13 protein-coding genes are annotated in these 19,453 nt (G+C 72.5%); all 13 read left to right on the top strand.

Going from position 1 to position 19,453, the window contains the following annotated elements; translation table 11 throughout:
- Positions 1-55 precede the first annotated feature (55 nt).
- The 13 genes from mreC to ACZ7G1_RS20585 all read left to right on the top strand — a co-directional run bounded on the left by mreC (position 56) and on the right by ACZ7G1_RS20585 (position 19,373).
- Positions 56-1,045 (top strand): rod shape-determining protein MreC, encoded by a 990-nt coding sequence (gene mreC / locus ACZ7G1_RS20645; protein ID WP_470872975.1) that lies wholly within the window; start codon positions 56-58, stop codon positions 1,043-1,045.
- Positions 1,042-1,710 carry a rod shape-determining protein MreD gene (gene mreD, locus ACZ7G1_RS20640; RefSeq protein ID WP_470872977.1) on the top strand — a complete coding sequence of 223 codons (669 nt, stop codon included), beginning with the start codon at positions 1,042-1,044 and terminating at the stop codon, positions 1,708-1,710. The genes mreC and mreD overlap by 4 nt, the downstream gene beginning before the upstream one ends.
- Before the next feature lie 19 nt (positions 1,711-1,729).
- Positions 1,730-3,952, top strand: coding sequence for a penicillin-binding protein 2 (gene mrdA / locus ACZ7G1_RS20635; RefSeq protein WP_470872979.1), 2,223 nt, complete (start codon positions 1,730-1,732; stop codon positions 3,950-3,952).
- Between the two features lie 14 nt (positions 3,953-3,966).
- Complete coding sequence (gene rodA, locus ACZ7G1_RS20630) at positions 3,967-5,166, top strand: rod shape-determining protein RodA (protein WP_470872981.1); 1,200 nt, start codon at positions 3,967-3,969, stop codon at positions 5,164-5,166.
- A gap of 18 nt (positions 5,167-5,184) precedes the next feature.
- Positions 5,185-6,729: a CYTH and CHAD domain-containing protein gene (locus ACZ7G1_RS20625; RefSeq protein WP_470872983.1), complete on the top strand. Its 1,545-nt coding sequence runs from the start codon at positions 5,185-5,187 to the stop codon at positions 6,727-6,729.
- A 52-nt stretch (positions 6,730-6,781) separates the two neighbouring features.
- Positions 6,782-8,710: a TIGR03960 family B12-binding radical SAM protein gene (locus ACZ7G1_RS20620; protein ID WP_470872984.1), complete on the top strand. Its 1,929-nt coding sequence runs from the start codon at positions 6,782-6,784 to the stop codon at positions 8,708-8,710.
- Between the two features lie 75 nt (positions 8,711-8,785).
- Entirely contained in the window at positions 8,786-10,288 is a 1,503-nt protein-coding gene (locus ACZ7G1_RS20615) for a hypothetical protein (protein WP_470872986.1), read from the top strand.
- Between the two features lie 123 nt (positions 10,289-10,411).
- Positions 10,412-11,203 carry a TIGR03936 family radical SAM-associated protein gene (locus ACZ7G1_RS20610; protein WP_470872988.1) on the top strand — a complete coding sequence of 264 codons (792 nt, stop codon included), beginning with the start codon at positions 10,412-10,414 and terminating at the stop codon, positions 11,201-11,203.
- A gap of 233 nt (positions 11,204-11,436) precedes the next feature.
- Positions 11,437-15,210 carry an Rne/Rng family ribonuclease gene (locus ACZ7G1_RS20605; protein ID WP_470872990.1) on the top strand — a complete coding sequence of 1,258 codons (3,774 nt, stop codon included), beginning with the start codon at positions 11,437-11,439 and terminating at the stop codon, positions 15,208-15,210.
- Positions 15,211-15,453: 243 nt separating this feature from the next.
- Entirely contained in the window at positions 15,454-15,774 is a 321-nt protein-coding gene (gene rplU, locus ACZ7G1_RS20600; protein ID WP_015033583.1) for a 50S ribosomal protein L21, read from the top strand.
- Between the two features lie 13 nt (positions 15,775-15,787).
- Positions 15,788-16,042 carry a 50S ribosomal protein L27 gene (gene rpmA / locus ACZ7G1_RS20595; protein ID WP_003976205.1) on the top strand — a complete coding sequence of 85 codons (255 nt, stop codon included), beginning with the start codon at positions 15,788-15,790 and terminating at the stop codon, positions 16,040-16,042.
- Positions 16,043-16,149: 107 nt separating this feature from the next.
- A complete protein-coding gene (obgE, locus tag ACZ7G1_RS20590; protein WP_470872992.1) occupies positions 16,150-17,589 on the top strand; it encodes a GTPase ObgE in 1,440 nt (479 codons plus the stop codon).
- A 146-nt stretch (positions 17,590-17,735) separates the two neighbouring features.
- Positions 17,736-19,373 carry a glycosyltransferase family 2 protein gene (locus ACZ7G1_RS20585; protein WP_470872993.1) on the top strand — a complete coding sequence of 546 codons (1,638 nt, stop codon included), beginning with the start codon at positions 17,736-17,738 and terminating at the stop codon, positions 19,371-19,373.
- Positions 19,374-19,453: the final 80 nt, after the last annotated feature.

The raw sequence follows: 19,453 nt of genomic DNA, 5'->3' as shown, positions 1-19,453 counted from the left end.
GCTCCACCCCGTACATCTGCACAACGAACCACGAGGAAAGGCACGGCCGCCGCACGTGAGGGACACACGAGAGAGCCGGCTGCTCCTGGTGCTGCTGATCGCCATCGCGTTCGCACTGATCACGGTGGACATCCGCGGCGGCCAGGAGTCACCCGTCGACGGTGCCCGACAGGCCGCGGCCGCGGTCTTCGGGCCCGTCGAGAACGGCGTGGCGGCGGCCGTCGATCCGATCGGCAACGCCATAGGCGCGGTCCGCGACTCCGGAGAGCGGCACACCCGGATCGCCGCCCTGGAGAAGGAGAACGCCGAGCTCAAGGCCGAGCTCGGCAGCGACGACCGCAACCGCAACCGGCTGCGCGAACTCGACACCATGCTCAAGACCGCCGGAGCCGGCCAGTACGGCATCAAGGGCGCCCAGGTCATCGCCATAGGAGCGGCCCAGGGCTTCTCCTGGACCGTCACCATCGACGTCGGCGCCCGCGACGGCATCAAGCGGGACATGACCGTGCTCAACGGCTCGGGACTCGTCGGCCGCGTCACCACCGTCGGCCCCTCCACCTCGACGGTCCTGCTCGCCAACGACCCCGACTTCACCGTCGGCACCCGCATGGAGAAGTCCGACGAACTCGGCTTCGCCACCGGGCAGGGCGACAGCCCCCTCCTGGTCCAGCTCCTCAACGGCAAGGCCAAGGTCAAGCCCGGCGACCGGCTCGTCACCTTCGGCTCGCGCGCCGACAAGCCCTTCGTGCCCGGCGTGCCCGTCGGCGAGGTCGTCCGCGTCGACCCCGCGGGCGGCGGCCTCACCCGCAACATCTACGTCCGCCCGTACGTCGGCTTCACCAAGCTCGACATCGTCGGCGTCGTCGTCCAGGCCCCGCGCTCCGACCCCCGCGACATGGTGCTGCCGCAGAAGCCGAAGCCCGCCCCGACCGTCACCGTCACGGTCACGCCGCCGCCACCCGACGGACAGCAGCCGGCCGACGGCACGCGACAGGGCGAGAAGCCGAACCAGAACCAGCAGGACCAGGGGGACGCGACACCGTGAAGTTCAACCGGATCCTCCTCTCCGCCACGCTGATCGTGGTCGCCCTCGTCGTCCAGGTCTCGGTCCTCGCCCGCCTCCAGCTCCCCGGCGCCGTCCCCGACCTCGTCCTGCTCACCGTCGTCGGCCTCGCCCTCGTCTACGGCCCGGTCAGCGGCTCCCTCATCGGCTTCACCGCGGGCCTCCTCTCCGACCTGGCCCCGCCCGCCGACCACGCCGCCGGCCGCTACGCCCTCGTGCTCTGCGTCATCGGCTACCTGGTCGGCCTCGCCCGCCCCGACAACGGCCGGCTCACCTCCGCGACCGGCCCCATGGCCGTCGTCGTCGCCGCGGCCATCGGCTCCACCCTGCTCTACGCGGGCGTCGGCGCCCTCGTCGGCGACACCGCCGCCCGCCATGTCGGCCTCGGGTTCCTGCTGTTCACCGCGGCCGTGTACGACCTGCTCCTCGCCCCGTTCACCGTGCCGCTCATCATGGCCCTGGCCCGCCGGGCCGAGAACGATCCGCTCGCCGACGCCGGTGGGGGCAACGGCGCCGACGTCGCCTCCGGCTGGCTCTCCTCCGGGACCGGCCTGCGGATCGGCAACCAGCGCGGCGGCCTGCGCGTGAAGGCCGCCCGCGGCCGCGCCTCACGGGCCGGACGCATCAAGGGAGTCAAGCGACTGTGACCGAGGGGGCCACCGCGGTATGAGCAACATCCCCGAGACCGGACGGACCCCCCGGGTCCAGATCCGGCTCGTCGTCATCCAGATCCTGGTCTTCTCGCTGCTGCTGACCCTGGGGGGCCGCCTCTGGTACCTCCAGATCCGCAACGGCAAGGAGTACACCGACGAGGCGAAGAACAACCACGTCCAGCAGGTCGTCCAGCCCGCCGTCCGCGGCTCGCTCCTCGACGCCCGCGGCGTCCCGCTCGCCGACAACGAGACCCGGCTCGTGGTCTCCGCGTCCCGCACCGAGCTGATGAAGATGAAGGACCGCGGCAGGACCGTCCTGACCCGGCTCGCCGACGTCCTCGACATGAAGCCCGACGAGGTCATCAACAAGATCCGGCTCTGCGACTCCAAGACCCCCAAGCCCTGCTGGAACGGTTCCCCCTACCAGCCGATCCCGGTCACCGACGAGGCCACCACCCAGCAGGCCCTCCAGATCCGGGAGCGCGCCGAGGACTTCCCCGGCATCACCGCCGAGCCCACCGCCGTCCGCCGCTACCCGGCCCCCGGCAAGGCCCGCACCTCCCAGGTCCTCGGCTACCTCTCGCCCGTCACCGACGCCGAGATCGAGAAGGCCAAGGACACCGACTCGCCGTTCCTCCGCTCCGACCAGGTCGGCCGCTCCGGACTCGAGCGCACCTACGACAAGGAGCTGCGCGGCAAGGCCGGCGTCACCCGCTACGAGGTCGACAACCTCGGCCGCGTCATCGGCCAGGCCAAGAGCGACCCCGCCGTCCCCGGCGCCAACGTCGTCACCTCCATCGACGCCCGCGTCCAGGCGGTCGCCGAATGGGAGCTGCACAACGCGATGGTCGAGGCCCGCAAGGTCCACGACCGGAACACCAACGAGAACTACAAGGCCGACGCCGGCGCCGTCGTCGTCATGGAGACGAGGACCGGCCGGATCGTCGCCATGGCCTCGCAGCCCGACTACGACCCCAACGCCTGGGTCGGCGGCATCTCCGCCAAGGACTACGCGGCCCTCACCGGCAAGGACTCCAACTTCCCGCTCCTCAACCGGGCCATCCAGGGCCAGGCCGCCCCCGGCTCCATCTTCAAGGTCATCCCGACGACCGCCGCCGTCAACGCCGGATACGAGTTCAACGGGCGCTACCCGTGCCCCTCCTCGTACTCCATCGGCGGCCAGGTCTTCAAGAACTTCGAGTCCCAGGGCCACGGCTCCATCACCCTCGGCCAGGCCCTCGAAGTCTCCTGCGACACCGTCTACTACGCCCTCTCCCACCAGCAGTGGCTCAACGACGGCGGCATGAAGCCGAAGAAGGACGCCAAGGACTGGTTCTACAAGACGGCCCACCAGTTCGGCCTCGGCGCCGAGACCGGCATCGACCTCCCCAACGAGGTCACCGGCCGCGTCCCCGACCGCAAGTGGAAGCAGAACTTCTGGGCGGCCAACAAGGACTACTGGTGCAAGATCGGCAAGCGCGGCGGCACCTACGTCCAGCAGCTCTCCTACGAGAACTGCCTCGAAGGCAACCTCATGCGCGCCGGTGACTCCGTCAACTACTCCATCGGCCAGGGCGACACCCTCGTCACCCCCATCCAGATGGCCACCATCTACGCCGCCATCGCCAACGGCGGCACCCTCTGGAACCCCACCGTCGGCAAGGCGATCGTCAGCCCCGACGGCAAGAAGGTCACCGAGATCAAGCCCAAGTCCCACGGCAAGCTCCCGATGGACACCAAGACCCAGGCGTTGATAGAGGAAGCCCTCGCGGGCGTCGCCACCCGCGGCACCGCCGCCTGGCGCTTCGGCGGCTGGCCGCAGGACAAGATCGCGATGCACGCCAAGACCGGTACCGCCGAGGTCTACGGCAAGCAGACGACCTCCTGGTTCGCCACGTACACCAAGGACTACGCGATCATCATGACGATCGCCCAGGGCGGCACCGGCTCCGGCGCCTCGGGCCCCGCCGTGCGCAACATCTACGACGCGCTCTACGGACTCGACGACGCGGGCAACCAGGACCTCAAGCGGGCCCTGCTGCCGCAGCCGCAGAAGACCCTGCCGAAGATCGAGGCCGACGGCTCCATCGACGCCCCGAAGATCAAGCCGTACGACCCCGAGGTCGGCAAGATCGACCCGAACGCCCCGAAGGCCCCTGACGGCACTCCGGCGAAGAAGCCGGACGACGACGACCAGGCGCTCGCGGGCCCGCCCGCCGCCTGGCACCGGGACTGAGGAGGACCGTACCCATGACCACACCCCACGGCTTCTCCGTCTCCCGGTACGCCCCCGAGCGCGGGACCCTCGCCAAACTGGCGGCCCGCGACTCGGTGCTGCGCCGGCTCGACTGGCCGATCCTGCTCTCCGCGCTCGCCCTCTCCGGCATCGGGTCCCTGCTCGTCTGGTCCGCCACCCGCGGCCGCACCGAGCTCAACAACGGCGACCCGTACTACTTCCTCTTCCGGCACCTGCTCAACACCGGCATCGGCCTCGCCCTGATGGTCGGCACGATCTGGCTCGGCCACCGCACCCTGCGCGGTGCCGTGCCGATCCTCTACACGCTCTCGATCGTGCTGATCCTCGCCGTCCTCACCCCGCTCGGCGCCACCATCAACGGCGCCCACGCGTGGATCGTCGTCGGCGGCGGCTTCTCCCTCCAGCCCAGCGAGTTCGTGAAGATCACGATCATCCTGGTCATGGCGATGCTGCTGGCCGCCAAGGTCGACGCGGGCGACCAGCTCCACCCCGACCACCGCACCGTCGCCAAGGCCCTCACCCTGGCGGCGCTGCCCATGGGCATCGTCATGCTGATGCCCGACCTCGGCTCGGTCATGGTCATGGCCGTGATCGTGCTCGGCGTCCTCCTCGCCTCCGGCGCCTCCAACCGCTGGGTCCTCGGACTCATCGGCGCGGGCGTCCTCGGCGCGGTCCTCGTCACCGCCCTCGGCATGCTCGACGAGTACCAGATCAACCGCTTCGCCGCCTTCGCCAACCCCGACCTCGACCCCTCCGGCGTCGGCTACAACACCAACCAGGCCCGCATCGCCATCGGCTCCGGCGGCCTCCTCGGCGCCGGCCTCTTCAAGGGCTCCCAGACCACCGGCCAGTTCGTCCCCGAACAGCAGACCGACTTCGTCTTCACGGTCGCCGGCGAGGAACTCGGCTTCGTCGGCGCCGGACTGATCCTCGTCCTGCTCGGCGTCATCCTCTGGCGCTCCTGCCGGATCGCCCGCGAGACCACCGAGCTCTACGGCACGATCGTCGCCGCCGGCATCATCGCCTGGTTCGCCTTCCAGTCCTTCGAGAACATCGGCATGACCCTCGGCATCATGCCGGTGGCCGGCCTGCCCCTGCCCTTCGTCTCCTACGGCGGCTCCTCGATGTTCGCCGTCTGGGTCGCGATCGGTCTGCTGCAGTCGATCCGCGTACAACGCCCGATGACGGCCTGACAGGTCTAGATTCGAGGCATGGCCGAGACGAAGCGCGAGATCGAGCAGAAGTACGAAGCCACCGGGGAGACTCCACTGCCGGACCTCACCGAGGTCCCCGGAGTCTCCCGGGTCGTGGACCGCGGCGTCATGGAACTCGACGCCGTCTACTACGACACGCCCGACTTCCGCCTCGCCGCCGACTCGGTCACCCTCCGCCGCCGCACCGGCGGCCGCGACGCCGGCTGGCACGTCAAGTTCCCCGTCTCCGCCGGAATCCGCGACGAGATCGGGGCCCCGCTCCGCGACACCCTGCCGGGCGAGCTGGCCGAACTCATCCGATCCCGGGTCAGGAACGCCACGGTCGTCCCCGTCGTACGCCTCCGCTCCTCCCGCGACGTCCGCCACCTCCTCGCCGCTGACGGCACCCTCCTCGCCGAACTCTCCGTCGACACCGTCCACGCCGAACGCCTCCCCGCCGGCCCCCGCGCCACCTGGACCGAGATCGAGGCCGAACTCGCGGACGCCCCCTCAGACGGTTCCGACGGCTCCGACGGCCCCGATCCGGCGATCCTCGACGCCATCGGGAAGCGCCTCGGCAAGGCCGGCATCCACCCCTCCGCGTCCGAGTCCAAACTCGCCAGGGCCCTCGCCGAGACCGGCGCGCCGCCCGAGCGGCGGGCCGCACCCGCCGAGCCCGGCACCGCGGCCGCCGCCGTCCTCGCCTACGCACGGGAACAGGCCGACGCGATCGTCGCCCTCGACCCCGCCGTACGGCGCGAGCTGCCCGACGCCGTGCACCAGCTCCGGGTCGCCTGCCGCCGGCTGCGCAGCGCCCTCAAGACGTACGGCCGCGTCCTCGACCGGAAGGCCACCGACCCCGTCGGCGAGGAGCTGAAGTGGCTCGCCGGAGAACTCGGCGTCGCCCGCGACCAGGAAGTCCTGGACGCACGGCTGCGCGAGCGCGTCGCCGGGCTGCCGCGGACCCTCGTCCTCGGACCGGTCCGGGCCCGGCTGCGCCGCAGGGACGCCGCCCGCGCGACCGCCGCCAGGCGCCAGGTCCTCGCCGCCCTCGACTCCGCCCGCCACCTCGCCCTGCTCGACACCCTCCACGCGCTCCTCGCCGACCCGCCGCTGCGCAAGGCCGCGGGCCGCGACGCGCGCGAGGTCCTCGCCCGCGCCGTCCGCAAGGACCACGACCGGCTCCGTACCCGGATCGAGCACGCCCTCGCCCTGGACCCCGGCCACGAGCGCGACCTCGCCCTCCACGAGGCCCGCAAGGCCGCCAAACGCGCCCGCTACGCCGCCGACGCCGCCCGCCCCACCCTCGGCAAACCCGCCAAACGCCTCGCACACCGCGTCAAGGACCTCCAGACCCTCCTCGGCGAACACCACGACGCCGTCGTCGCCCGCACCACCCTGCGCGAGCTCGCCGTCCAGGCCCACGGCGTCGGCGAATCCGCCTTCACCTGGGGACTTCTCTACGGCCACGAACAGGCCGCGGCCGCCGAGGCCGAACGGAAACTGCCCGACGCCTGGGCCCGGGCCTCCGCCCCGGAACTCCGGTCGGCACTGAGCCGCTGAGCACCGGGGTACGCTTGAGAGTCGCCCCCCTGCCAGCTCACGAAGGTTCGAGATGTCTGCTGCCGAGTCTGTCTTCCCGCAGCTCGAAGCTCTGCTCCCGCACGTGCAGAAGCCGATTCAGTACGTCGGTGGAGAGCTGAACTCCACGGTCAAGCCCTGGGAGTCCGCCGACGTCCGCTGGGCGCTGATGTACCCGGACGCGTACGAGGTCGGCCTGCCCAACCAGGGCGTCATGATCCTGTACGAGGTGCTCAACGAGCGCGAGGGCGTCCTCGCCGAGCGCACCTACAGCGTCTGGCCGGACCTCGAAGAGCTGATGCGCGAGCACGGCGTCCCGCAGTTCACGGTCGACTCGCACCGCCCGGTGAGCGCCTTCGACGTGTTCGGCCTGAGCTTCTCCACCGAGCTCGGCTACACGAACATGCTCACCGCCCTCGACCTGGCCGGCATCCCGCTGGAGGCCAAGGACCGGACCGTCGACCACCCGATCGTGCTCGCCGGCGGCCACGCCGCCTTCAACCCCGAGCCGATCGCGGACTTCATCGACGCGGCCATCATCGGCGACGGCGAGCAGGCCGTCCTCGACATGACCGAGATCATCCGCGCGTGGAAGGCGGAGGGCCGCCCGGGCGGACGCGAGGAGGTCCTCTTCCGCCTCGCGAAGACCGGCTCGGTCTACATCCCGGGCTTCTACGACGTCGAGTACCTGCCGGACGGCCGCATCGGCCGTGTCGTGCCGAACAAGTCCGGCGTGCCGTGGCGCGTCTCCAAGCACACCGTCATGGACCTCGACGAGTGGCCGTACCCGAAGCAGCCCCTCGTGCCGCTCGCGGAGACCGTCCACGAGCGCATGTCCGTCGAGATCTTCCGCGGCTGCACCCGCGGCTGCCGCTTCTGCCAGGCCGGCATGATCACGCGCCCCGTGCGGGAGCGAAGCATCACCGGCATCGGCGAGATGGTCGAGAAGGGCCTCAAGGCGACGGGCTTCGAGGAGGTCGGCCTCCTCTCCCTCTCCTCCGCCGACCACACCGAGATCGGTGAGATCGCGAAGGGCCTCGCGGACCGCTACACGGACGACAAGGTCGGCCTGTCCCTGCCCTCGACCCGCGTCGACGCGTTCAACGTCGACCTGGCGAACGAGCTCACCAGGAACGGCCGCCGCTCCGGTCTCACCTTCGCCCCCGAGGGCGGCTCCGAGCGCATGCGCAAGGTCATCAACAAGATGGTCTCGGAGGAGGACCTGATCCGTACGGTCTCCACCGCGTACGGCAACGGCTGGCGCCAGGTGAAGCTGTACTTCATGTGCGGCCTCCCGACGGAGACCGACGAGGACGTCCTGCAGATCGCCGACATGGCGATGAACGTGATCGCCGAGGGCCGCAAGGTCTCCGGCCAGAACGACATCCGCTGCACCGTCTCCATCGGCGGCTTCGTCCCCAAGCCGCACACCCCCTTCCAGTGGGCCCCGCAGCTCTCCGCCGAGGAGACCGACGAGCGCCTGCGCAAGCTCCGCGACAAGATCCGCGGCGACAAGAAGTACGGCCGCTCCATCGGCTTCCGCTACCACGACGGCAAGCCCGGCATCGTCGAGGGCCTCCTCTCCCGCGGCGACCGCCGCATCGGCGCCGTCATCCGCGCCGTGTACGAGGACGGCGGCCGCTTCGACGGCTGGCGCGAGCACTTCTCCTACGACCGCTGGATGTCCTGCGCCGAGAAGACGCTCCCCGACCTCGGCGTCGACGTCGCCTGGTACACCACCCGCGAGCGCACCTACGAGGAAGTCCTCCCCTGGGACCACCTCGACTCCGGCCTCGACAAGGACTGGCTCTGGGAGGACTGGCAGGACTCCCTCGACGAGACCGAAGTCGAGGACTGCCGCTGGACCCCCTGCTTCGACTGCGGCGTCTGCCCCCAGATGGACACCCACATCCAGATCGGCCCCACCGGCAAGAAACTGCTGCCGCTGACGGTCGTGAAGTAGACCGATCGGGTAACGCTCCGGCGACGGCCCGGCGCGAGGGGAAACCCTCCGCCGGGCCGTCGCGTCATTTCCGGCATGAGCATGGAGAACCCGTTGCCGCCGCCCGCGCTGATCCGCATCCCCGTCCGGATCATCGTCCTGGTGATCGTCCTCCCCGTCCGCATGACCTGGGACGCCCTGACGGCCGCGGCCCACTTCCTCCACCGCACCCTCCTCCGCCCGACGGGCCGCGGCCTGGCCTGGCTCTCCCACCACACCCTGACGCTGCCGGCCCGCTGGCTGCACCGACACCTCCTGGCACCGGCGGGGCGGGGCCTGGCGTGGGTGTTCACGGGAGTGGGGCATGGCCTGGCCCTGGTGTTCACGGCGGTAGGACGAGGTCTCGCCTGGGTGTTCACGGGGCTCTGGCGGGGCCTGGCCTGGGTGTTCACAGGGGTGGGACGCGGTCTCGCGTGGGTGTTCACGGGGCTCTGGCGTGGCCTGACGTGGGTGTTCACGGGGGTCGGGCGGGGCCTGGCGTGGTTCTTCGTCCGGGTGGGACGGGGGCTCGCCGCCTTGGGGCGGGGGCTCGCGACCGGGGCCGGGTGGCTCTGGCGCGGGGCGTCCGCGACGGGCGTCTGGCTGGGGAAGGCCGTGTTCGTGTGGCCGTGGGTGGGGCTGTGGCGGTACGTGGTCGTGCCCGTCTGCCGGTACGGGATCGCGGTACCCGCCGCCTGGCTGTACCGGGAGCTCCTCACCCGGCTCGGCACCGCGCTGCTGTTCCTCCTGGAGAAGCTCGTCCTCGTCCCCCTCGCCGGGCTCTTCCGGTACCTCCTCGTCCCGCTGTTCCGGTACGGCGTGGCCGTACCCGCCGTCTGGCTCGACCGGTACGTGCTGAGCCCGCTGGGCCGGGGGATCGGCTGGTCGTTCCGGCAGGCCGGGCGGGGCCTCGGGTGGTTCTTCCCCCGTGTCGGCAACGGCCTGGCGGTGACCGCGCTGTGGCTCGGCAAGGCCGTGTTCGTGTGGCCGTGGGTGGGGCTGTGGCGGTACGTGGTCGTGCCGCTGGTCCGGTACGGGATCGTGGTCCCCGTCGTGTGGCTCTGGACGCGGGTCCTCGTGCCCGTCGGGCGGGAGGTGCGGGACGCGCTGGCGATGTGCTGGCGGGTCGCCGGATTCGTGTCGCGGGCGGTCGGCCGGGCCCTCAAGTGGGTCGCGTGGAACCTGGTCGGACGGCCCTTCGCCTGGGCCTGGACGCGCGTCGTCCGGCCCGCGGGGCGGTGGGCGCGCGACCACGTGTGGGCCCCGGCCCGCCGGATCGCCGCCGCGACCGGGCGGGTGGCGCGGGAGGCACTCGCCTCGGCCCGCGCCACCGTCCGGGAGGCGCTCGTGGCCACCCGCGCCGCCGTCCGCGACACGCTCGGATCGGCCCGCGCGACCGTGCGGGAAGCCCGCCGGGACGCCTGGCGCGCCCTGGTCGGGGGAGCACGGATGACCGAGCCCGGGGAACCGGAGGTGGCCCGGGCGCGTACTCTGGGTAGTACAACGAACGTCCCCGGCGCGGCGCCCGCCCCCGAGATCTCCCTGCGGAAGCGGGGGTGAACCGGGCGGGACCCCCAGGGCAACCCGTACATCTCGTGGACGGCGCGCACCCGCGCCGCCCCGCACCGAGGAGAAGAACCACTGGGCAAGCGACAGCCCGAAGGCCCGCCGCCCGCACCGGCGGTGCAGCGCATCCGACTGCGCTACACCAAGCGCGGCCGCCTCCGGTTCACCAGCCACCGTGACTTCCAGCGCGCGTTCGAGCGTGCGCTGCGCCGCGCCGAGGTGCCCATGGCGTACTCGGCCGGCTTCACCCCGCACCCGAAGGTGTCGTACGCCAACGCCGCCCCGACGGGTACCGGCTCCGAGGCCGAGTACCTGGAGATCGCGCTGACGCAGTCGCGCGACCCCGAGACGCTGCGGGCCCTGCTCGACGAGTCCCTGCCGGCGGGGCTCGACATCACCGACGCCGTCGAGGCCAGGACCTCCGGTCTCGCCGACCGGCTCACCGCCTCCGTGTGGGAGCTGCGCCTCGAAGGCGTCACGGTCGAGGACGCCGAGAAGGCGGTCACCGCGTTTCTCGCGGCCGAGACGGTGGAAGTACAGCGCAAGACCAAGAACGGCGTCCGCACCTTCGACGCCCGCTCGGCGGTCACCGAGCTGACGGCAGCCGCTCCCCAGGGCGATCCCCAGGGTGATAGGCCGCTGGACAGCGCCTGTGCGATACTGCGCCTGGTTGTTCGGCACGTGACACCTGCCGTGCGACCCGACGACGTCCTGTCCGGTCTCCGAGCTGTGGCCGACCTGGCGCCGCCGGTCCCCGCTGCGGTGACCAGGCTGGCGCAGGGGCTCTTCGACGAGGAGTCCGGCACGGTGACCGACCCGCTCGCGCCCGACCGCGAGGCAGTCAAGGCCGCTTCTACCACGGCCGCCGCGACCGCCTCTGCGACGGCGCCGGGTGCGGGTACCGCGTAGGGAGCGGTCGTTGTAGCGCAGCCCTCGTACTCGGGAGCCACCTGGGTCGGGCAGCGCACTGACCAGGAGACTTTCGCCAGGCCGTCCGCACAGGGCGTACGGAACCGGCGAGCCAGACATACAGCTCCCGTGCGGCGCCCGCGCCCCGGACGGCGGCACCGCGCCTCAGGCGCGACCGTGCCGCCGGACCGGAACCAGGCGCGGCGCCCGGGAGCGTGACGGGAGAACCCCGCATGCTCGAGTCCAACGAAGACACCAACGCCCCCGGTGACAAGCTGCCGCCGCGCCGCAGGCGCCGCGCCGCTTCCCGCCCCGCCGGTCCGCCGGTGACGGGCGCCACCGCCGAATCCACCGAGACCACGGCCGTCGCCGAGGCCCCCGCCGCGGAGGCCGCCCCGGTCGAGGCCGAGGCCGCCCCGCCGGCCCGTACCCGCCGCCGCGCGACCCGCAAGGCGACCGCCCCGGCCGCGGAGACCGCCGCCGTCGAGACGCCGGCCCCGGTCGTCGAGACCCCGGCCGCCGAGGCCCCCGCGCCCGCCGTCGAGGAGGCCGCCGAGGCCGCTCCGGCGCGGCCCGCGCGTCGCCGTGCCACCCGTAAGGCCACCTCGCCGGTGACCTCCCCGGCCGCCGCCGAGGAGACCGTCCCGGCCGCCGCCGACGAGCCCGTGGCCGAGCCCGCGGAGGAGGCCGCCCCGCCGGCCCGCACCCGCCGCCGCGCCACCCGTAAGGCCACCGCACCGGCCGGTGCCCCGGCCGTCGCGGAGGAGACCCCGGTCGCCGCGCCCGTCGCCGAGGCCGTCGAGACCGTCGAAGCCGTCGAGGAGGCCGCCCCGCCGGCCCGTACCCGTCGCCGTGCCACCCGCAAGGCCACCTCGCCCGAGGTGACCACCGAGGCCGTCACCGGCGAGTCGCTGCCGTCGGACGCCGTCGCGCAGATCGCCGCCGAGGAGGCCGAGGTCGCGGCCGCCGAGACCGCCGCCACCCGTGGCCGCGGCCGTCGTCGCGCGACCTCCCCGCAGTTCACCTCCGAGCCGGCCCCGGTCCGTGAGTCGCGCCGCGCCGCGCGCCCGTCCGTCGCCGTTTTCCAGGCCCCGGTCTTCACCGAGCCGATGTTCCAGACCCCGGAGACCGCCGCCGCGGCCGCCGCCGCCGTCGTGGCGGAGCCGGAGGAGGACGAGACGGTCGAGGAGATCGAGGTCGTCGAGGCCGAGGCCGAGGTCGTGGAGGCTCCGGAGCCCGCCGAGCGCGAGGCCGGCTCCCGCCGTCGCCGTCGCCGCCGCGGCGAGCCCGTCGCCGTCGAGCCCGTCCCAGCCACCGTCGCCGACGAGCCCGAGGTCGAGGCCGTCGCCGACGAGGTCGAGGAGGCCGAGGAGGCCGACGAGACGGACGAGTACGAGGACCGCCCGTCCCGCCGTCGCCGCCGTGGCGGCCGCCGTCGCCGTCGCGGTGAGCTCACCGAGGTCGAGGAGGCCGAGGAGGGCGAGGAGCCGCACGCCGAGGACGAGGCCGAGGAGCACGAGGAGCGCGAGGACGAGCAGGACGAGGCCGAGGGCTACGCCGGCGGTTCCAGCAGCTCCCGTCGCCGTCGCCGTCGTCGCCGCCGCAGCGGTGACGCCGCCGCCGACACCGAGGGCGCCGACGAGGAGGGCGTCCGTACGGTCGTCAAGGTCCGCGAGCCCCGCCCGGCGCGCGAGAAGGCCGAGCCGTCCGACGAGGTCCAGTCCATCAAGGGCTCGACCCGCCTCGAGGCCAAGAAGCAGCGCCGCCGCGAGGGCCGCGAGCAGGGCCGCCGCCGCGTCCCGATCATCACCGAGGCCGAGTTCCTCGCCCGCCGCGAGGCCGTCGAGCGCGTGATGGTCGTCCGCCAGAACGGCGAGCGCACCCAGATCGGCGTCCTGGAAGACAACGTGCTCGTCGAGCACTACGTCAACAAGGAGCAGGCCACCTCGTACGTCGGCAACGTCTACCTGGGCAAGGTCCAGAACGTCCTGCCGTCCATGGAGGCCGCCTTCGTCGACATCGGCAAGGGCCGCAACGCCGTCCTGTACGCCGGCGAGGTCAACTTCGAGGCGCTCGGCATGGGCAACGGCCCGCGCCGCATCGAGGCCGCCCTCAAGTCCGGCCAGTCGGTCCTCGTCCAGGTCACCAAGGACCCGATCGGTCACAAGGGCGCCCGTCTGACCAGCCAGGTCTCCCTCCCGGGCCGCTACCTCGTGTACGTCCCCGAGGGCTCGATGACCGGCATCAGCCGCAAGCTCCCGGACACCGAGCGCGCGCGTCTGAAGACCATCCTCAAGAAGATCGTCCCCGAGGACGCGGGCGTCATCGTGCGCACCGCCGCCGAGGGCGCGAGCGAGGACGAGCTGCGCCGTGACGTCGAGCGCCTGCAGGCGCAGTGGGCCGACATCCAGAAGAAGGCCGCCCAGATCTCGACGTCCGCGCCGAGCCTGCTCTACGGCGAGCCGGACATGACCGTCCGCGTCGTCCGCGACATCTTCAACGAGGACTTCTCGAAGGTCATCGTCAGCGGCGACGACGCGTGGGAGACCATCCACGGGTACGTCTCGCACGTCGCGCCCGACCTGGCCGACCGCCTGTCCAAGTGGACGAGCGAGGTCGACGTCTTCGCGACCTACCGGATCGACGAGCAGCTGATGAAGGCGCTGGACCGCAAGGTCTGGCTGCCGTCCGGCGGCTCGCTGGTCATCGACAAGACCGAGGCGATGATCGTCGTCGACGTCAACACCGGCAAGTTCACCGGCCAGGGCGGCAACCTCGAAGAGACCGTGACGAGGAACAACCTCGAAGCGGCCGAGGAGATCGTCCGCCAGCTGCGGCTGCGCGACCTCGGCGGCATCGTCGTCATCGACTTCATCGACATGGTCCTGGAGTCCAACCGCGACCTGGTGCTGCGCCGCCTCCTGGAGTGCCTGGGCCGTGACCGGACCAAGCACCAGGTGGCCGAGGTCACCTCGCTCGGCCTGGTGCAGATGACCCGCAAGCGGGTCGGCCAGGGTCTCCTGGAGTCCTTCTCCGAGACCTGTGTCCACTGCAACGGCCGCGGTGTCATCGTGCACATGGAGCAGCCGTCCACCTCCGGTGGCGGTGGCGGCGGCAAGCGCTCGAAGAAGCGCGGCCGCGGCGGTGCCGAGCACGTCCACGAGCACGAGCAGCACGAGCAGGTGGAGGCCGTGGAGGCCGACACCGAGGTCGAGACCGAGGCCGAGGTGGCGGCCGAGCTCGCCGCCCCGGTCGCCCTGCCGGAGCCGATCGCCGCGGACGAGGAGCTGTACGGCTCCGCCGCCGAGGCCGAGGCCGCCGCCACGCGCGGTCGTGGCCGTCGCCGCGCCACCCGCCGGGTGTCCGCGCCGGCCGCCCCGGCCCCGGTCGTCGAGACCGACGCCGTCGTGTACGAGCCGGCGCCCGTCGCCGCGCCCGAGCCGGCCGTCGTCGCCGAGCCGGTCGTCGAGCCGGAGCCGGTCGTGGAGGCCGCCCCGGCCCCGCGTGGCCGTCGCCGCGCGACCCGCCGGGTGACCTCCCCGGTCGTCTCCACCACGGAGCCGGTCGCCGAGGTCGTCACCGAGCCGGTCGTCGTCGCCGAGCCGGTCGTCGAGCCCGCGCCCGTCGCGGAGCCCGAGCCGGTCGTCGAGGCCGTCGCCGAGCCCGTCGCCGAGGAGGCCCCCGCGGCCGCCGCGCCGCGAGCCCGTCGCCGGGTGGTCCGTAAGGCCACCGCTCCCGCCGGTTCGCCCGCGGGCTCCGACGAGGCGGCCGTCGTCGTGGTCACCACGGCTCCGGCCGAGACCGCCGAGGCCCCCGCCGACGCCGAGCCCGAGGCCGCCCCGGCCAAGAAGACGGCGGCCCGCAAGACCGCCAAGAAGGCCACGGCCAAGAAGGCCGCCACCAAGAAGACGGCGGCGACCAAGAAGACCGCCGCCAAGAAGACCACCGCCAAGAAGGCCCCGGCCAAGAAGGCGGCGGAGAAGACCGCGGCTCCGGCCCAGGACTGATCCACCCGGTGCGGGCCGTCCCCACGGGGGCGGCCCGCACCCGTGCGGGCGAATTTGACCCCTTGTGGCAGCCGCCCGTAACCTAGACCGTCGGCGTGTCTCATCGACATGCCGCGCCTCTGAGCACCTCCCTCCCGCTCGTCGGGAGAGGCCGCTCGTCCGATTCCGGAACGCCGCGGGCCCCCGGGCCCGTGTGAGCGGCTGGCTTCAGAGGTTTCGATCCCGAGTGAGAGAGAGATCCGCGTGTACGCCATCGTGCGCAGCGGTGGTCGCCAGCACAAGGTTGCTGTCGGCGACATCGTTGAGGTTGACAAGATTTCCACTGCCAAGGTTGGCGACACGGTCGAGCTCTCGACCCTGCTCGTTGTCGACGGCGACGCTGTGACCAGCGACCCGTGGGTCCTGGCCGGCATCAAGGTCACGGCCGAGGTCGTGGACCACCACAAGGGCGCCAAGATCGACATCCTGCGCTACAAGAACAAGACCGGCTACCGCCGTCGCCAGGGTCACCGTCAGCAGTACACGGCGATCAAGGTCACCGGTATCCCCGCGGCTGCGAAGTAAGAGGGACTGAGACATGGCACACAAGAAGGGCGCATCGTCCACCCGGAACGGGCGCGACTCGAATGCCCAGCGGCTCGGCGTGAAGCGCTTCGGCGGTCAGGCCGTCAACGCGGGTGAGATCCTGGTCCGCCAGCGCGGCACCCACTTCCACCCGGGCGCGGGCGTCGGCCGTGGCGGCGACGACACGCTGTTCGCCCTGCAGGCCGGTGCGGTGCAGTTCGGCACCCACCGTGGCCGCAAGGTCGTGAACATCGTTCCGGTCGCCTGATCGGATCACTTTGCGGAGGCGGACCTCACTTCCCGTACGGGAAGCGGGTCCGCCTTTCGCGTGTTACTAGATAGACATTCCGCACGTAATTCTCTGGAGGCACACCCATGACCACCTTCGTGGACCGCGTCGAGCTGCACGTCGCCGCGGGTAACGGAGGCCACGGCTGCGCCTCCGTTCACCGGGAGAAGTTCAAGCCCCTCGGCGGGCCCGACGGCGGCAACGGCGGCCGTGGCGGCGATGTGATCCTGGTCGTCGACCAGGCGGTCACGACGCTGCTCGACTACCACCACTCGCCGCACCGCAAGGCCACCAACGGCCAGCCCGGCGCCGGTGACAACCGCTCCGGCAAGGACGGCCAGGACCTCGTCCTGCCGGTGCCCGACGGCACCGTCGTCCTCGACAAGCAGGGCAACGTCCTCGCCGACCTGGTCGGCCAGGGCACCACCTACATCGCGGGCCAGGGCGGCCGCGGCGGCCTCGGCAACGCGGCGCTCTCCTCCGCCCGCCGCAAGGCCCCCGGCTTCGCGCTCCTCGGCGAGCCCGGCGAGGCCGGCGACGTCGTCCTGGAGCTCAAGACCGTCGCCGACGTCGCGCTCGTCGGCTACCCGAGCGCGGGCAAGTCCTCGCTCATCTCCGTGCTCTCGGCCGCCAAGCCGAAGATCGCCGACTACCCCTTCACCACCCTCGTCCCGAACCTGGGCGTCGTCACCGCCGGCTCGACCGTCTACACGATCGCCGACGTCCCCGGCCTGATCCCCGGCGCCAGCCAGGGCCGCGGCCTCGGCCTGGAGTTCCTGCGCCACGTCGAGCGCTGCTCCGTCCTCGTCCACGTCCTCGACACCGCCACGCTGGAGTCCGACCGCGACCCGGTCACCGACCTCGACATCATCGAGGAGGAGCTCAAGCAGTACGGCGGCCTGGAGGACCGGCCCCGCATCGTCGTCCTCAACAAGATCGACATCCCCGACGGCCAGGACCTCGCGGACATGATCCGCCCCGAGCTCGAAGAGCGCGGCTACCAGGTGTTCGAGGTCTCCGCCGTGGCCCGCACGGGTCTCAAGGAGCTCTCCTTCGCCCTCGCCGGCATCGTCGGCGAGGCGCGCGCGGCCAAGCCCGTGGAGGAGGCGACCCGCATCGTCATCCGCCCGAAGGCCGTCGACGAGGCGGGCTTCACCGTCACGTACGACGAGGCGGAGGAGGTCTACCGGGTGCGCGGCGAGAAGCCCGAGCGCTGGGTCCGCCAGACCGACTTCAACAACGACGAGGCCGTCGGCTACCTCGCCGACCGCCTCAACCGCCTCGGCGTCGAGGACCAGCTCCTCAAGGCCGGCGCCCGCGCCGGTGACGGCGTCGCCATCGGCGCCGAAGACAACGCCGTCGTCTTCGACTGGGAGCCCTCCATGATGGCCGGCGCCGAAATGCTCGGCCGCCGCGGCGAGGACCACCGCCTCGAAGCCCCCCGCCCCGCCGCCCAGCGCCGCCGCGACCGCCAGGCCGAGCGCGACGACCCCCAGCGAGAGTTCGACGAGTTCGAGGCGTTCTAGCAGCCGCCGCCCCGGCCCGTCCCCGGTCTTTCCGGGGGCGGGCCGTGCGCTGTGCCGGTCCGGCCCGTTCCCGGTGTTGCCGGGGGCGGGTCGAGTCGTTTCCTGGGGTGGGGAGGGTGGGGGAGGGGCTCCCGTAGGATTCATGGGTGAGTGAGAGTGGGTCGCCGCAGGTCGCGGACAGGGTCAGTGTCGTGGTGATCTCGTACAACGACGCGGGGCGCGTCGGTGACGCGGTTCGGTCGGCGCTCGCGCAGGGGGAGGCGGTCGGCGAGGTCATCGTGGTGGATGACGCGTCGGGGGACGACACGCCCGGGGTGCTGGCGGGTTTTTCGGGTGAGGCGAGGGTGCGGCCGCTGATCCGGACGGAGAACAGCGGGGGGTGCGGAACCCCCCGGAACGACGGGGTCGCCGCCGCCGTGCACCCCTACGTGCTGTTCCTGGACAGCGACGACCTGCTGGTGCCCGGTGCCGTCGACGGGCTTCTCGCGGTCGCGGTCGAGCAGCGCGCGGACGTCGTCGCCGGGGTGTGCGTGCGGCGGGAGCTGCCGGAGGGGCGGGAGACGGTGTGGGCGCCGTCGTTGTACGACGTGTCCCAGGGGGCGACGCTCCCGGGCACCGTCCTCGAGGGCATCGAGAAGCACCCCGAGTTCGTGCTCGACACGCTGTCCGTGAACAAGCTGTACCGCCGGGAGTTCCTCGACGCGCACGCGATCCGCTTTCCCGACGGCGCCTTCCACTACGAGGACTTCGTCTTCAGCGCCCGTGTCCAGGCCGCCGCCCCGCGTCTGGCCGTGACGGACGTGCCGGTGTACGTGTGGCACGTGCGGCGCCAGGCCGCGACCCTCTCGATCTCGCTGCGCCGCGCCTCGCTCGCCAACTGGGAGCACCGGATCGCCGCGCACGCCGCCGTCGTCGACGTCTTCCGCGCGGCGGACCGGCCCGCGCTCGCGCGCGCCGCGCAGACGAAGTTCCTCGACTACGACCTCCCCATGTACCTGCGCGAGCTGCCGCAGCGGACCGCCGCCTACCGGGCCGACTGGTGGACGGCCACCCGCTCCCACCTGGGCGGATTCGAGGCGGAGGCGGTCGCGCGGGCGCAGGCGCCGTCCCGCTGGCTGCACGCCGCGCTGACCGCGCTGACCGCCGTGCCCGAGGGGCGGGAACTGTCCCGGCTGGTCGAGCTGGCCTCCCCGAGTCCCCGGCTCGTACCGCCGTATCCGCGTGCGGAGGACGGCACGCCGGTACTGGCCGCCGCGCCCGCCGACGTACCCCTGGACGGTCTCGCGGAGCTGGCGCCCGCCGAGCTGCCGGTCGCCGTGGACGGTGCTGTGGCCGTCGGCGGGGCGACCCGGCTGACGCTGACGGTGCACGACCTGTACGGCAGGGTCGGGGCGCTGCGGCCGGCCGCCGTGAAGGTGGAGTTCACCGAGCGGGTGTCGGCGGCGGTGCTGCCGGTGGAGGCGCCGCTGGTGCCCGCCGCCGGGGGGTGGACCGCGACCGTGCGGGTGCCGACCGCGAAGCTGCTCCGGCCGGGCCGGCTCGCCGCCTGGTCGCTGACCGTGGAGCTGCGTTACGAGGACGGTTCCGGCGGACGGGCCGAGGTGCGGGCCCCGCAGGGTTTCACCGGCCGGCGGGGTGTCGTCGTCGGACGGCTCGGGCGGCCGCTGCTCGTCCAGGTGGTGGCCTCGGCCCGGCGCGGGCTGGTCCTGCGACTCGCCGGGGGAGCCGTGGGTGCCCGCCAGGTGCTGTCGGGACGGTTCAAGAGGCTCCTTGCGATGCGGTGAACATCACCGAAGGTGCGGCGGAGCAATTATGGAACAATTCATCCCGCCGGTAGTCTTGCCGGTCGCTGGGTGGCGCTGTA

It is taken from the genome of Streptomyces sp. NPDC037273 (assembly GCF_055603625.1).
Note: the sequence above shows the minus strand (reverse complement) of the source record. Positions and strands in the feature narration are given on the sequence as shown.

Coding starts and splice junctions, on each gene's coding strand:
- mrdA (WP_470872979.1), top strand. CDS start 1,730: ATGAGCAACATCCCCGAGACCGGACGGACCCCCCGGGTCCAGATCCGG.
- obgE (WP_470872992.1), top strand. CDS start 16,150: ATGACCACCTTCGTGGACCGCGTCGAGCTGCACGTCGCCGCGGGTAAC.
- ACZ7G1_RS20605 (WP_470872990.1), top strand. CDS start 11,437: ATGCTCGAGTCCAACGAAGACACCAACGCCCCCGGTGACAAGCTGCCG.
- ACZ7G1_RS20615 (WP_470872986.1), top strand. CDS start 8,786: ATGAGCATGGAGAACCCGTTGCCGCCGCCCGCGCTGATCCGCATCCCC.
- ACZ7G1_RS20620 (WP_470872984.1), top strand. CDS start 6,782: ATGTCTGCTGCCGAGTCTGTCTTCCCGCAGCTCGAAGCTCTGCTCCCG.
- rpmA (WP_003976205.1), top strand. CDS start 15,788: ATGGCACACAAGAAGGGCGCATCGTCCACCCGGAACGGGCGCGACTCG.
- ACZ7G1_RS20625 (WP_470872983.1), top strand. CDS start 5,185: ATGGCCGAGACGAAGCGCGAGATCGAGCAGAAGTACGAAGCCACCGGG.
- rodA (WP_470872981.1), top strand. CDS start 3,967: ATGACCACACCCCACGGCTTCTCCGTCTCCCGGTACGCCCCCGAGCGC.